The sequence below is a fragment of the Myxococcus sp. AM009 genome (assembly GCF_013372605.1).
Taxonomy (GTDB): domain Bacteria; phylum Myxococcota; class Myxococcia; order Myxococcales; family Myxococcaceae; genus Myxococcus; species Myxococcus vastator.
Genome location: NZ_JABXEP010000011.1, coordinates 1 through 13,919 on the forward strand (window position 1 = coordinate 1; position 13,919 = coordinate 13,919).

At 70.2% G+C, this 13,919-nt stretch carries 14 protein-coding genes; 8 read left to right on the top strand and 6 right to left on the bottom strand.

Features of this window, described 5'->3' with window-relative positions:
* Positions 1-202: 202 nt before the first annotated feature.
* The 3 genes from HV824_RS04710 (at position 203) to HV824_RS04720 (ending at position 2,775) form a co-directional block, all read left to right on the top strand.
* Complete coding sequence (locus HV824_RS04710; RefSeq protein ID WP_368670911.1) at positions 203-1,351, top strand: hypothetical protein; 1,149 nt, start codon at positions 203-205, stop codon at positions 1,349-1,351.
* A gap of 29 nt (positions 1,352-1,380) precedes the next feature.
* A complete protein-coding gene (locus HV824_RS04715; protein WP_176417400.1) occupies positions 1,381-1,704 on the top strand; it encodes an FmdB family zinc ribbon protein in 324 nt (107 codons plus the stop codon).
* Positions 1,705-2,028: 324 nt separating this feature from the next.
* Positions 2,029-2,775 (top strand): hypothetical protein, encoded by a 747-nt coding sequence (locus tag HV824_RS04720; protein ID WP_176417399.1) that lies wholly within the window; start codon positions 2,029-2,031, stop codon positions 2,773-2,775.
* Positions 2,776-2,796: 21 nt separating this feature from the next.
* Here HV824_RS04720 and HV824_RS04725 read toward each other — a convergent pair whose 3' ends face one another.
* Positions 2,797-3,525: a PHP domain-containing protein gene (locus HV824_RS04725; RefSeq protein ID WP_163787477.1), complete on the bottom strand. Its 729-nt coding sequence runs from the start codon at positions 3,523-3,525 to the stop codon at positions 2,797-2,799.
* Positions 3,526-3,587: 62 nt separating this feature from the next.
* A complete protein-coding gene (locus HV824_RS04730; protein ID WP_090492493.1) occupies positions 3,588-3,863 on the bottom strand; it encodes a hypothetical protein in 276 nt (91 codons plus the stop codon).
* Positions 3,864-4,092: 229 nt separating this feature from the next.
* Between HV824_RS04730 and HV824_RS04735 the strand changes: the two genes are divergently transcribed.
* The gene (locus tag HV824_RS04735) at positions 4,093-4,302 is read left to right on the top strand and encodes a hypothetical protein (protein ID WP_163787247.1); all 210 of its coding nucleotides are present in this window, start codon (positions 4,093-4,095) and stop codon (positions 4,300-4,302) included.
* Between the two features lie 59 nt (positions 4,303-4,361).
* On the opposite strand, the gene HV824_RS04740 is transcribed toward HV824_RS04735, so the two are convergent.
* Positions 4,362-6,416 (bottom strand): alpha-amylase family glycosyl hydrolase, encoded by a 2,055-nt coding sequence (locus HV824_RS04740; RefSeq protein ID WP_368738021.1) that lies wholly within the window; start codon positions 6,414-6,416, stop codon positions 4,362-4,364.
* A gap of 175 nt (positions 6,417-6,591) precedes the next feature.
* Positions 6,592-8,460 carry a serine/threonine-protein kinase gene (locus HV824_RS04745; RefSeq protein WP_176417396.1) on the bottom strand — a complete coding sequence of 623 codons (1,869 nt, stop codon included), beginning with the start codon at positions 8,458-8,460 and terminating at the stop codon, positions 6,592-6,594.
* Between the two features lie 88 nt (positions 8,461-8,548).
* Between HV824_RS04745 and HV824_RS04750 the strand changes: the two genes are divergently transcribed.
* The 3 genes from HV824_RS04750 (at position 8,549) to HV824_RS04760 (ending at position 11,724) form a co-directional block, all read left to right on the top strand.
* On the top strand, positions 8,549-9,934 hold the full coding sequence (locus HV824_RS04750) for a sigma 54-interacting transcriptional regulator (RefSeq protein ID WP_368670910.1): 1,386 nt from the start codon (positions 8,549-8,551) through the stop codon (positions 9,932-9,934).
* Between the two features lie 134 nt (positions 9,935-10,068).
* A complete protein-coding gene (locus HV824_RS04755; protein ID WP_176417394.1) occupies positions 10,069-10,980 on the top strand; it encodes a DUF4382 domain-containing protein in 912 nt (303 codons plus the stop codon).
* Positions 10,981-11,154: 174 nt separating this feature from the next.
* Positions 11,155-11,724, top strand: a complete 570-nt coding sequence (locus HV824_RS04760) for an ester cyclase (protein ID WP_176417393.1) — start codon at positions 11,155-11,157, stop codon at positions 11,722-11,724.
* Here the strand turns inward: HV824_RS04760 and HV824_RS04765 are convergent.
* Both HV824_RS04765 and HV824_RS04770 read right to left on the bottom strand, forming a co-directional pair.
* Complete coding sequence (locus HV824_RS04765; protein ID WP_176417392.1) at positions 11,718-12,647, bottom strand: hypothetical protein; 930 nt, start codon at positions 12,645-12,647, stop codon at positions 11,718-11,720. The two genes, HV824_RS04760 and HV824_RS04765, sit on opposite strands and share 7 nt — an antisense overlap.
* Before the next feature lie 11 nt (positions 12,648-12,658).
* Positions 12,659-13,357 carry a hypothetical protein gene (locus HV824_RS04770; protein WP_176417391.1) on the bottom strand — a complete coding sequence of 233 codons (699 nt, stop codon included), beginning with the start codon at positions 13,355-13,357 and terminating at the stop codon, positions 12,659-12,661.
* A 193-nt stretch (positions 13,358-13,550) separates the two neighbouring features.
* On the opposite strand from HV824_RS04770, the gene HV824_RS04775 reads away from it, so the two are divergent.
* The gene (locus HV824_RS04775; RefSeq protein ID WP_176417390.1) at positions 13,551-13,907 is read left to right on the top strand and encodes a hypothetical protein; all 357 of its coding nucleotides are present in this window, start codon (positions 13,551-13,553) and stop codon (positions 13,905-13,907) included.
* Positions 13,908-13,919 lie beyond the last annotated feature (12 nt).

Sequence of the window (13,919 nt, forward strand, 5' to 3'; positions counted from 1 at the left end):
CGGGGGGCGCCTCCCCTCCCGCCCGCTCGTCCCCTCGACTTGCACTCGCCGTAGGCTGTTTAGATTGGAATCGGACTGGCTCATTGACACCTGTCTGCAGGCGAAGATAGAGGCATCCGCCCTCGTAAACGAGCATTTTTCCGCGACCTTCATGAACAGTCCCTGGCAGAGAAGACGGCAGCCCGACGACGTCCCCACCCCCGTGGCGGTTGCCGTCTCGGACTTCTGCAGGCGCGCGAAAGCACCCGCACCGGCACCCGAGGTCCGCGAGGCGCTGGCCCTCCTGGCCGAGGCCGATGATTTCCGCGTCCGCGCACTGACGGACGGCGAACCCGAGGCCTCCCCCCTGGGGCCCTTCGCCGTCATCGACATCCTCAGCGGCACCCAGGCCGCCGTGGCCGCGCAGCGTCAGGCGTGCGGCTTCTATGAGGTCGCCCGCGAGCTGGCCCACGTGCGCGAGCAGAGGACGCCTCCTCCAGCTCCCGCGGAGCCCACCCTCACCTTCGCCCCGCCACCCGCCGCGGAGGCGTCCTCCGGGAAGAAGGGTGGCAAGGCCTCGAAGGAGGACCTGGAGGCCACCGTCAAGGAGCGCATCGCCCCGCGCAAGCGCGCCCCCACGGAGGACACCCTGGGGTCGCCCGCCGACTTCGCCGAGGAGCCCGCCCTCTCGCGCAGGGACCTGCCGCGCCCCCGGGGCCGCTTCACCCGCGTGGAGGCGCCGCGCGCGTCCTTCCTGGAGCTGACGCGCCTGACGGGCAAGCCCATCGTAGAGGCCGCGCTGGAGGCGGCCGACCACCGCTTCGCGCTGCTGCGGGCCCTGTCCCAGCGCTTCAATGGCGCGCGAGGCGAGCTGACGCAGATGGACCTGGAGAACGTGCTCCGGGACCACGCGCTGATGGACACGATGGTGGAGAAGGAGCGCCGCCAGGTGCTGGACGGCTTCACCGGCCAGCGGGGCGCCGCCGGCCGCGTGGCCTGGGCCCTGGGCCTGAGCCCGTCGGAGCTGCAACGGCTGGTCTCCGTGCTGTCGCTGACGGAGGAAGTGGAGGCCCTGCGCGAGCGTTTCCGCCGCGAGGCCCTGGCCGCGCCCCACCTGACGCACCGGCTGGATTTGCTCGGGCGCGAGAAGTACCTGGCCGACCTGGGCATCCAGAAGAAGTTCGCCGACATGCTCCGCAAGGAACTGGAGCGGCTGGTCGGTGAGGTCCTGAACGATGCCAGAGACCTGCACGAACTGGCGGATGCCGTCGCCCGCAAGCACGGCGCCCCGGCCGAGCTCGTCTTCCGCGCCTTGGAGCGCTTGGGACTGGCGGACGGACTGCGCAAGCAGCTGCTGGCCGGCTCCCGCTGAATCAACACCCTGACGAGGCACTGAGAACCATGCCCATCTACGAGTACTCCTGCCAGAGCTGTGGAAAGATGATCGACGTGCTGCAGAAGATCTCCGACCCCGCCCCTGCCACGTGCAGCGCGTGCGGGGCCGAGGGGTCGATGACCAAGGTCGTCAGCCGCTCGAGCTTCGTCCTCAAGGGCGGGGGGTGGTACTCCGACCTGTACAGCTCCACCAAGAAGGACGGCGGCGGCTCCACGTCGAGCAGCAGCGCCTCCTCCTCGTCGTCGAGCGCGTCCTCGCCGGCCAGCAGCGCGCCCAGCACGCCGGCACCGGCCCCCGCCGCGCCGGCCGCCTCGGGCGACAAGAAGTAGTCCCCGGCCCGCGCCCCCTTGGGGCCGGGCCCGCCGAAAATTCGCTCCGGGCATGGGAGCGGCGCACACTCACGCCCCGTGCCCTTTCCCCCCTCCAAGCGTCCTCCCCGTCACTGCGCGCTGTGTGGTCATCCGGAGCTGACGGACACCCGCGGGTTCGGCCGTTTCCTCCTCGTCGCGGACCCGCATGGCCGCGGCCCCATCTGCCCGTCCCAGCGCGGATGCCGCGGCGGCAAGCGCGAGGCGCTGGAGCCATCCCCGCTGACGCAGCCAGCCCGGTGAGCTAATCAGGACACCTGCCGGGCCCTGTCCCGCGGAGGTGCCATGCCGCTCGCCCCATTCCGAATCCTGTCCCTCTCCCTGCTGACCGTGCTTGGCGCGGGCTGTGCGTCCCAGACGCGCATGCCACCCGAGGCGCGGACCTCCCTCCACCAGACGCTCTCCGGCCCGGAGGCGGAGCAGTACCTCCGCGTCTCCAGCAACGTCACGCCGCTCTTCGGTGACGCCTCCAAGCGCCTGCTGACGCCCTACGCGCCCGAGGACGTCCGGCTGCTCGACGACACGAAGGGCGCCCCCATCAACCCGGGCGCCGTGGAGCGCGTGCTCCCCGCCGGGACGAAGGTGCGCATCACCCGCGTGGAGTTCCCCACCTCCTGGGTCATCACCGAGCGCGTCCTCTACAGCCCGCGCGCCTGGCCCTGGGTGTACCTCACGGAGGCCGGCGCGCCCGCCAACGCGCCGCCGCTCATCCTGGTGATGCCGCCCAACCTGGACCGCCCGGAGGACTTCCGCACGGAGCTGGAGAAGTACCTGTCCGCGCGGGACTTGAAGCCCACCCTGGACGCGCTGCCCCCCGCGGTGCAGGAGGCCGTGCGCGAGAAGCGACTGGTGGCCAACATGTCCGCGGACGCGGCGCGCATGGCCTGGGGCCCGCCGGAGACGGTGCGGCGCTCCCTGGAAGGCACGGCCAAGAACGAGGAGTGGATCTACCCCGGCGGCCGCCGCCGCGCCTTCTTCACGGACGGGCGCCTCGCTCGCGCCGAGGAAGGCGGCGGCCAGGTCGTCCCCTGAGCGGACCGCGGTGAGCGCCGGCTAGCGACGGCGGCGCTTGCCACCACCGCCGCGGCCACCACCACCGGACTTGCGCGCCGCCTGGGCTTCTCCCGGGCGCGTGAGCCGGGGAAGGTCGCCGGCCATCACCGGCCAGAAGTCGCCCTTCAGCAGCTCGGCCACCAGCTCGGCCTGCGTCTGCACCGGCCGCTTGAAGAGCGTGGCGCCCCGGCCGACCTCGTCGAGCGAGCCCCGGGCGTCACTGCCTCCGACACACGGAAGCTTCAGCGCCGCCGCGGCCTCCACGGCCAGGTCATTGGACGTCTGCTTCACCCGGGCGTTGTAGCCCTCCACGGCGCTCAGCACGCTGAGGGAGCGGATGAAGTCCATGGCCGGGTTCTGCGAGTCCCGGTCATAGGGCCGCGCGGCGATGATGGCGGCGCCCAGGGCCTTCACCTTGGGCAGGCACTCGGCGGCGCTCCACGGCTTCTCGCGGTTGCTGCCCCACATCTGCACCGGCTCCGGGGCCAGCTCCGGCTTCGGGAAGAAGCACAGGTACTGTCCACGGTCCGTCACCAGCTCCAGCCCGACGAAGACCTTCAGCTTCGACTTCGCGCCGATCTCGAAGAGCTCGTCACAGCCGTCCTGGGTGTTCGTCTCGGTGAAGGCCACCCCGTCCAGGCCGAACAAGGCGGCCCGCTCCAGCACGGCGCGAGGATCCAGCTCGCAACCCTTGGACAGGTGGGAATGGGCGTGCAGGTCGATGAGCATGGGCGCTGCTCCCTAACAGGCTCCCCCGAGCCCTGTCGAGCCTGCAACGCCCTGCCCCCAGCTCAGGCGAACGCGTAGGACTGGAAGGTGCCCTGGGTGGCCTGGGTGTTCTTCTCCTCGTAGGTGCGGATGAGGTACCCCATCAGCATCAGCGAGGACGTGTTCTCCAGCACCCGGGACGGGTCCTTGGAGATGAGATTCGCGCTGTAATTGAGGAAGAACTGGGCCAGCTCTTCACCTGCCTCCTTGACGATGAGCGCATTCAGCGCGGAGGGCTCCATCGTCCGGATGGTGTTGATGAAGTCTACGGCCAGGTCCTTCTTGGTCTTCATGTCCACGGGCCTTCCCCCTTCCCCACTCCGCCGCCACTCGCGGCCCCCTGCCACGAGCGCCCCACGCAATCAGGTGCGACTCGAGCAACATAGGCACGGGCGAGAGGCTGCAAACCCCCAGGCGTGGACGAGCAATATCCCCGCGGCAGGGAAGCCGGGTTTTTGACACCCCGGAACGGCGCGTGCGATAACCCCCTATTGTCCTGAATCAGCACCGCACAAGGAGTGGCAGGCGATGTTCACGGGCGTGAAGGTCTTCTCCGCCACCAAGGCGAAGGAGCGCGAGGAGCTGGGTGAGAACGTCACCCGGTGGCTGAAGAGCAACTCCGACCTGGAGATTGTGGACCGGGTCGTGTGTCAGTCTTCCGACAACGAATTCCACTGCTACACCATGGTGTTTTTCTACAAGCACGGCAAGAGCGAGCAGGCGGCCCCGCAGTCCTGAGCGGGATGCGCCGGCGGAAGGGGGACGGCCCACCCCTCCACCGGAACATCCCCGCGCGGTTACCCCTGGTGAGGCACGTAGACAGCGACGCCGCGCGGCGGGACGACGAGCACCGTCTCCGTGCCGGCGAGCTGCAGCGTCTGCCCCGTGAAGATGTCCGCGTAGGTGTCGCTGCTCGCGGCCAGGCTCCCCATCAGCTCCAGCACCAGTGAGCGCTCCACGGCGCCGCGGTTGATGGCCACCAGAGCGCCCCGCCCGTCCGGCAGATCGCGCTGGAACACGTAGAGGTCGTTCTCCACGCGCAGGGTCCGCCGCGCGCCCGTCTGCAGCGCCTCGTGCGCCAGGCGCGCCTGCCCCAGCTTCTGCACGAAGCCGAGCAGCTCCTGCTCCAGCGGCGCCAGCGTGCCGCCGAAGCGCATGAAGCGGCGGTTGTCCGGATCCCCCGCGCCCGGCAGGCCGACCTCGTCGCCGTAGTACACCAGCGGCACGCCCGGCTGCGTCAGCACGAAGGTGAAGCCGTACTTCATCTTCTCGAAGGCGGTCGGGTCCGTCACCACCGCGGACGGGCGGTTGGGGCCGAAGGGGTCGCTCCCCTCCCCTTGCAGCTGCCCCGCGGCCTGGGAGATGAAGCGCGCCACGTCGTGGTTGCCCAGGAACGGCGAGTTGAGCGTCCCCGGCGCGTAGAAGACCTCGTTGGCGCGCACCGCGTCGTCCACGCGCTGCAGGCCCTGGCCGTCCGCGAAGGCCTCGCGCACCGGCCAGTACAGGGGGAAGTCGAACTGCCCGTCCAGCTCACGCGGGCTGATGTAGCGGGCAATCTGCGAACGGCCGTCCGCGCCGACGAACGTCTCGCCCACCAGGTAGAACTCGGTGCCCGTCATGGCGGTGATTTCCTTCAGCTTCCCGCGGATGGTGCGCCCGGCCACCTGCTCCATGTGCTTCACCGCGTCCAGGCGGAAGCCGTCGAAGTCCGCCTGCTCCAGCCACCACAGCGTGTCCGCGGCGAACTGGTCCACGAAGTCCGTGGAGCGCCAGTTGAAGTCCGGCAGGTAGTCCGTGAACTTGCAGATGAGGCGCTGGGCCTCCCAGTCGCAGTCCTGCGAGCCGCACACGCAGCTGGCGGAAGTATTGAACCAGCCTTCCTGGCCGTGGTTCGTCCAGTAGGGGTGCTCCTGGTGGACGTGGTTGAGCACCAGGTCGGCGATGACGCGGATGCCCCGCTTGTGCGCGGCCTGGGTGAGGGCGCGCAGCTCCTCCAGCGAACCGAAGCGGTGCTGCGTCTCGCGCGGCTTCGACGGCCAGTAGCCGTGGTAGCCCGTGTAGTACTTGCCGCCGGTGCCGATGAAGCGCCCCTCCGGGTTCTGATCCACCGGCGAAATCCAGAGCGTGCGCACGCCCAGCGCGTCGAAGTAGCCCTCTTCCAGCTTCTGGGTGATGCCCGCGAAGTCACCGCCCAGGTAGTTGGCGATGGGGTCCACGTCCGCCACCGGGCCGTCGTTCTCCGGCCGGGCATTGTTGAAGCGGTCGGTGAACGCGAAGTACATCAGCCCCGACTCCCAGCGGAACCGCTCCGGCTCCACCCAGAACGGCAGGTAGAGCGGCTCCGCCTCTCGGCCCTGGCTGTCCCGGGCCACCACCTTCACGTGGTGCTTGCCCTGCGCCAGGCCCTGCACCTTCAGGCTGAAGCGGCCGGTAGCGGCGTCATAGGCGTCCGGCCGGGGCGTCCCGTCCAGCGACAGCACCAGGCCCTCACCCGCCGGGCCGGCCTTGTCAGTCCCATCGAGGTAGGAGACGGCCACGTCCAGCGCGCCCTCGGGCGTCACCGTGAAGCGGTTCAGCTCCAGCACGGGCTGGCGACAGTCCGGCACGGTGAGGCGCGAATACTCCTCCGCGCGAACCCAACGCGAGTACGGGTTCTCCGGGTCCAGCTCCTGCTTGTCGCCCAGCACGAAGCGGTAGCCGTAGTCGCGCGGCTCCAGCCCCTCCAGGCGGAGCGTGAACACGCCGTCGCCCCGGTCGGTCATGGCCTGAGGCAGGGAGGCGAAGTTGTTCCACTCCCCCATGACCTGAACGTCGCCCGCGACGGACTGCTGCGGTGCGTAGGTCAACGTCACGTCACAGGTCCGGACAGGGATGGAGTCAGACTCACCACATGCGGCCGCCGTCAGCAGCGCAGGGAGCGTCAGGAGTCGAGGAAAGCGGAGGTGCGTCATGCGAGCCCCGTTGTACGGGAGGCTCCCTCGCTTTTCCAAGCCCCCGGCGCGCAACCGGATGACTCGTTGCGTCGAATCATGGACGGCCGGGCTGGCGGGCTTCGTACTCCTGCAGGGTGCGCAGGACGGTGCTCGCGAGCGGATGGTCCGAAGGGGCCAGCTCCAGGAAGCGGTGGTAGTTGCGAGCCCCCTCCTCGACTCGCCCCAGCTTCACCTCCACCGCCCCCAGCAGCAGGTAGCACTCGGCGTTGTCGGGCTCGAGCCGGACACACTCGCGGGCGGAGCTCCGTGCGGCCGTGAACTTCCCCTCGCGCTGGAGGGTCCGCCCGGCGATGAGCACCCTGTACGCGGGCCCCGCCGTCACCTGCGACGCCGCCAGGGCGTTGCCCGCCTCGCCCAGCCGCGTCGCCTGGGCCTGCCGCGTCGGTCCTCGTGCGCCCGAGCCAGTCGCGGGAACGACCTTGCCGCTCCGCGCTCCGGAGACCGGCCGCGCCACGCCGGAGCGTCCGGCTGCGGCCTCCGGCGTGTCTGCGTTTTCCGACACCTCTTCGTCATCCGCGCTCTCAACCACGGCCGCGGAGGCCCGCGAAGGCGCCGCTGCCGCGACCGGGCGTGTGGCGGCTGCGACGGGAGGAATGATCCGCTGCGCCACGGGCGGCCCGGGCACGCGCGCCTCCTCCCTGGCGGCGGCCAGCAAGTCGGACCCCACCCGCGTCACCGCCACCGCGGCGAGCACCGCGGCCACCACCAGGCCGACCCTGGCCACCCACTGGGAGCTCCGGCTGCCTTCGGCGAACAGGCCCACCCGCGTCACGCGCGGCGCGGGCGCCTCCCGCGCCGCGTCGTCCACCTCGACCGGCCCGCGCTCCTCGGTGCGGGAGTCCGGCGCCAGGTCCAGCGCTGGCACGCCGTGCTGCGTGGGCGCTGGCAGCGGGGGCGCCTCGCGCCAGATGGACAGCTCCTCCGCGAAGGCGGCCGGCACGCGGGCATCCACCCCCAGCGCCTCCAGGTCGGGGCGGAACAGCTCCCGCAGCAGGTACGCCACGGACATGGGCGAGAAGCGCGGGGTGGACGAGTAGAGAAAGCCGGCCAGGGCATCCCCGAGCGCGTGAGCGGACGCGAAACGGGAGTCCTTCCGGAGCGCGAGCGCCCGCTGGAGGATGGCGTCCAGCGCCACGGGGATGTCGGACCGCACCTGTCGCGCCGAGGGCAGCGGCTGGCCGCTGTTCAACCGCTGCAACACCGTGTGGACCTGGCCCTCCAAGGGCAGCCGGCCGCAGAGCATCTGGAACAGCACCACGCCGGTGGCCCAGACGTCCGTTCGGGCATCCACCGCTTCGCCCCGCGCCTGCTCCGGCGAGAAGAACAGGTACTTCCCCTTCACCACGCCGGGCTCGGTGTTGAAGCTGCGCAGGGAGCGCGCCTTGGCGATGCCGAAGTCGACGATCTTGACCTCTCCCTCGTAGCCGATGAGGACGTTGTCGGGAGAGATGTCCCGGTGGACGATGCCCAGCGGCTCGCCCTTCTCGTCACCGCGCGTGTGGGCGTAGTGCAGGCCGCGGCACATCTCCATGGCGATGAAGACGGCGATGGGCACCGGCAGGGAGTGGAAGCCGGAGCGCAGCGCTCGCTTCATGATGCGGTTCAGCGGCTGGCCCTCCACCAACTCCATGGCCAGGAAGTACTGCCCGTCCACCTTCCCGAAGTCGAAGACCTGGGCAATGGCCCCGTGCGACAGCGTGGCGGAGATGCGCGCCTCGCTGATGAACATGGACACGAAGGCTTCGTCGTTGGCGTACTCCGGGAGCACCTTCTTGATGAGCACGGACTTGGTGACGCCCGCCGCGCCCCGGAGCCGGGCGCGCCACGTCTCCGCCATGCCGCCATGGCCCACCCGCTCTTGAAGCTCATACCGGCCGAATCGCTCTCGCGGCGCACTTGCCATCGCGGCTGACACCCCCTTTCAAAGTTTACCGCATAACCCGGGAATGCGGAGGCCAACCCCGCAAGGCGGCTGTGATATCGTCCGCGCCGTGGCGAGTCTGGGAGATGAGGACGGGGACGACGAGCTGGTCCGCACCGATGCGTTGCCGGCCATTCGCGTCCAAAGGGTACGTACCCGGCTGGTGGTGTTGTCGGGTCCGGACGCTGGCCGCGACTGGCCGCTGATGCCTGGACGTTATCGCGTGGGTTCGGGCCGGGATGCGGACATCCTCCTCTCGGACCGGGCGGTGTCGCGGCAGCACCTCCTCCTCGAGGTGAACGAGAGCGGCGTGCGCGCGGTGGACCCGGGCTCGCGCAATGGCTCCTTCTGCGAAGGCATGCGCTTCCAGGAGCTGGAGGTGCGCACGGGCGCGGTCCTCAAGCTGGGCACCACCGAGCTGAAGCTGATGCCGGAGAGCGAGCGGCCCCGGGCGCGCCCCCTGTCCGCGCGCAGCGCCTTCGGCGCGCTGGTGGGCAACAGCCGCCGCATGCGGGAGCTCTTCACGTTGCTGGAGCGGCTGTCCGCGGGTGAGTCGGACGTGCTCATCCAGGGCGAGACGGGGACGGGCAAGGAGCTGTGCGCGGAGGCCATTCACACGCACAGCCCTCGGGCCCGGGGGCCCTTCGTCATCGCCGACCTGGCGGGTATCGCGCCCGCGCTGCTGGAGAGCGAGCTCTTCGGCCACGTGAAAGGCGCCTTCACGGGCGCGCACGCCGACCGCGCGGGCGCCTTCGAGCGCGCCCACGGCGGCACGCTGTTCCTGGACGAGGTCGGCGAACTGCCGCTGGAAGTCCAGCCCCGGCTGCTGCGCGCGCTGGAGCGCCGACAGGTGAAGCGCGTGGGCTCCAACGACTACCGCACCGTCGACGTGCGCGTCGTCGCGGCCACGCACCAGGACTTGGAGGGCTCGGTGCAGACCGGGCGCTTCCGCGGCGACCTCTTCCACCGGCTCGCGGTGCTCCGCGTCGGCCTTCCGCCGCTGCGGGAGCGACTGGAGGACGTGCCGCTGCTCGTCGACACGGTGCTGCAACGCATGGGGCGTCCTCCCAGCGCGCTGTCGGACCAGACGCGCGCTTTGCTCGCGCAGTACCCGTGGCCGGGCAACGTCCGCGAGCTGCGCAACGTGGTGGACCGGGTGGTGAACCTGGGTGACGAGGCCCTGCCGGACATCCCGGACCTGCCCTCCCACGCCGAGGACCCCACCACCCTGCCGCCGCCTTCGGACGACCCGGAGAGCACGCGCCCCATCTCCCTGGACCTCCCCTTCAAGGAAGCCAAGGACCGCATCATCGAAGGCTTCGAGCGCGACTACCTGCGCGCCCTCATCGACCGCTGCGAGGGCAATGTGTCCCGCGCGGCCCGCGAGGCGGGCATCGACCGCGTGTACCTGCGCAAGCTGCTGCGCAAACACGGCCTGGACACGTCGCCGGCGTAAGTGGGTGTAGGCCTCCGGCCGCCCTGCTTTCGCGGTGACGTGTGCAGGTTCGCGTGGCCGGAGGTTTCCGGGCTGGGTCATTACGTATCGAACGGCCCGGAATTCCGGCGGGCCCCTTTCGGGACGTGCCGACCATGACTCTTCGCTCGCGCTTGTTGGCCCTGCTGCCCATCGCCCTGCTTCCCCTGATGGCGTGTGGCGGCAATGAAGGCAAGGTCACCCTGCTGCTGACCGACGCGCCGGGGGACGACCTCCGCACCGCCGTCGTCACCATCTCTGAAATCTACCTCCAGGGCGGCGACGACGGCCGCGTGGTGCTGCGCGATTCGCCCGCCACCGTGAACCTCCTGGAGCTCGCCAATTCGACGTCCGAGCTGGTCTCCGAAGCCGTGGTCCCCAATGGGGACTACTCCGAGCTTCGCTTCGTCATCACCGGTGGCTACATTGAGGTGGCGAACGAGGATGGCTCGTCGACCGTGTTCGCGTCGTCAGCCGACTACGCCGGCCTGCCCGCGGGCACGCAGGTGGGCGGCCAGCTCCACATGCCCAGCTACGGCGCGTCCGGGCTGAAGGTGAAGTTCTCCGAGAAGCTGACCATCGAAGGCGAGCAGAAGGTGCTGCTCGTGGACTTCGACGTCGGCCAGAGCTTTGGCAAGGAGGCGGGCAACTCAGGCAGGTGGGTGATGAGTCCGGTCATCAAGTCCGCCGAGATGACGGCCTCCGGCAGCATCCGCGTGACGGCGGACACGGCCGCCACGGTGGCGCTGCCAGTGGTGGACGGCCGTCAGGTGACGCTGGGCGACTTCAGCGCGGTGATGACGAACGAGGCGGGCAGCCGTGAGCGGCTGGCGCTGGCCGACGCGGACGGAGACGGCACCTATGATGCGGTCTTCAAGTTCCTCATCCCGGGCACCTTCACGGTGCAGCTCGAGCCGCCCGCCTCCGTCAGCGCCTCCACCGCGCCTGAGCACCCGGTGACGGTGGACGTGGGCTCGGGCCGCGATGTAGCGCACCACTTCACGATTATGGGCGCGACCCGGCAGTAGCGCGGGCGCGACCTGCACACGGTTTCATGGGGACTGGCGCGGGGTCGGTTTCCATGGCGAGGCGTCGGGGCGAGTTCCCCGACGCCTCGTTTTTTTTCTGCGTCATCAAGGCTTTCGTAGGAAATCCGGTCACGGGTACGCTCGGTGATTCCACCACGCCGCGAAGAGGCAAGCGTGCTCACCGAACAGGTCCGCCAGGCGCGTCAGAAGCTCGTATTGGCCCACTTCCGTGACGAGGTCCGGCAGGACTGGGACGCGGTGCTGTCGACCTTCCCGCACCCGCATTACGAGCTGGTCCCGACCCTGACGGTGCACGATGGCGACAGCGCGGTGCGCACGTACTACCGCGACACCCGCATCGCCTTCCCGGACCAGACCCACGAAATCATCTCGCTGCGCCACAGTGACGACGCCGTCATCGTGGAGTTCTGGCTGATGGGGACCCACCTGGGGCCCCTGGGCGCGATACCGCCGACGGGCAACCGTTTCCGGGTGAGGATGACGGGGTTCTTCATCTTCGATGAAGCCGGGACGCTGGTCTGCGAGCGCGTCTATTTCGACACGCTCAGCATCCTCAAGCAGCTCGTCGGCGGGCTCGACTTGAAGCGCCCGAAGAACTGGCTCCTCGCCGTCCGGTGCTTCAAGGGACTCCTCGCGATGTCCAGCGGTCAGCCTGCCCCGGCCCTGACGCAGACCCCGCCGCCGTCCTTCAGCGACGAGCCCGCGTCGAAGGCCGCTCAGTAGACGACGAGCGCCTGCGGCGCGTGGTAGCTGACGATGGTCAGCACCGGGATGCGCGGCGCCTCGTCATCCGTCTCCGCGCCGCCCGACGTGAGGCGGACGCCGTCGAAGCGCGCGAGGATGACGTAGTCGCGCCGGGTCTCCAGGAACGGGTCGGCGCTGGCCAGACGGCCGAGTGCCTCGCGGCCCGTCTCGTCGGAGATGTTCTCCACGAAGCGCCGCGTGGTGCCGCGGCCGGAGCGCTCCGCCGTGGTCACCGCGCCGCGCCCGCCCACGTCACCCGAGTACGCGATGACGGAGTCGATGCGCTCGCCATAACCCACGACCTCGTCCGTCTGGACGGAGCGCAGGGCTTGCTCCACCAGCCACACCGTGGGTCGCGCACCTTCCGAGCGCTGGTCCGCGACCTGAGCGCGCAGCAGCACGTAGCGGCCCTTGTACGTGTCCGGCCGATCCATGGCGGAGGTCAGCGAGAAGATGGGGATCTGCTTCTCCTGGAGGTAGCGCAGCTCGCCCGTCACGCTGCCACCGCGCTGGGCCACCACGCGGGCGATGAGCTTCGCGCCTTCGGGACGGACGCTCAGCTCCTTCGCCCAGGCGCGGCCCAGCAGCGCGTTGAGCTGGGTGAAGGGCGTGTGCTCGATGCAGGCCTTCAGGCCATCCCACGCCTCATCCCGTGAAGCGCCCTGGAGGCGCCGCGCGGCGGCTTCACACACGGCCGGGTTGGCGTACCGGGCGGCGAAGGCCCTGGGGTCCGCGGTGGGGCTGGGCGCGGGCGGCTCCGGCGGAGGCCTGACGGCGAACACCTCCTCCTTCGGGTGCGGCGCGTCCTCAGACCACGTCACATGGGAATGCGAGGCGCCGCAGCCGGCGGCGAACGAGCCCAGCAGGGCCCAGGTGGACAGCTTCCAGGAAGGATGGCGCATGGGCGGAACCCCTAGAGGGAAGCGGAGCCAGGGCTGGTGGAGCGGTTGCGCTGCTGGACGGTGGGCGCGGGGTGCGCACCGGAGCGAGGCGCCGGCAGCACGACGGCGCACGCATCCGCGCACCTGTCACTCAGGCACGCCTGCGTCTGGGGCGCGGTGGCTTGCTGGGCGACCTCCGCATAGCAGCGGTCCGCGGTGCCCGGACAGTTGGCGCGGGCGGCGCACTCGCAGCACGGCGAGGCCACCGTGGCCATGAACTGCACCTCTTGAAGGACGCTGGCCAGCGCGCGGTAGCAGGAGCGAGCGCCGGGAGCGAAGCGGCCCTTGGCATCCACCACGAACGACGTGCCCTCCAGGCCGCACTGGTCCACGGCGGTGATGTAGCGCCGCTCACAGAGCGCGGTGAGCGTCGCGTCCGGGCGGCCCTCGCGGATGTTGCCCACCGCCTCCGTGCACAGCGCGCGGCTCACGTCCTGGAGGAGCTTCTTGTTGGACGCGTCCTGCGCATCGCTGGGCGAGCCCGCGGACAGGTCCGCCTCAAAGACGCATTCCTTTCCAGCGCGCAGGGTGTCCACGGTGCAGGACCACGCGGTGGGAGACTCATCCGCGACAGGGGGCGCCGCGAGCGCTTCGGGCGGAATCGCTGGCGCGCTGGACTCCGGCGCCGAGCCCAACAGGAAAAGGGAGACGAGGATCGCCTTCATGGACATGGCAGGTTAGGACGACGCCTCGCCGGGCACAAACCGCCCCGCGTCAACTGTTCCGCGAACAGCGGCGTGCTCCCCTTCCCTACCTCCGCCGCGCCGGTCCGACGTCCACCGCCCGACGAAGCGGAGGCCTCGGAGCCCTGGAGCGTCCGCCCCGAGCCACGCATGATGGCGCCGGTTTCCTCGCAAGGGGTGGATGGTGGGACGTTCGGAAGACGCGGCGTGGCGGCCATATGAAGACGGGGGCTCCATCGGGTGGATGGGGACCCAGGGCGGCATCATCGCGCGGGATGAGGACTTCGGCGGGCTGGCGCGGCTCACCTACGAGCTGGATGACACCCGCTCCTTCCACGCCATTGCCTGCTCCGTCACCGGCTGGCTCCTCTACCACCGCTTCTTCGACAACGCGGCGGCGGCCACCGCCGCCTTCGAGGAGATGAAGCCCGCACTGGAAGCGCTCCTCACTCAGCTCCCCGAAGGAGGGCCGACGTCTCCCGCGAACACCCGCCTTGCCGGGCCCGTGTTGGCGGCCTTCACCGTGCGTCATGGATAGATGCCCGGAGCG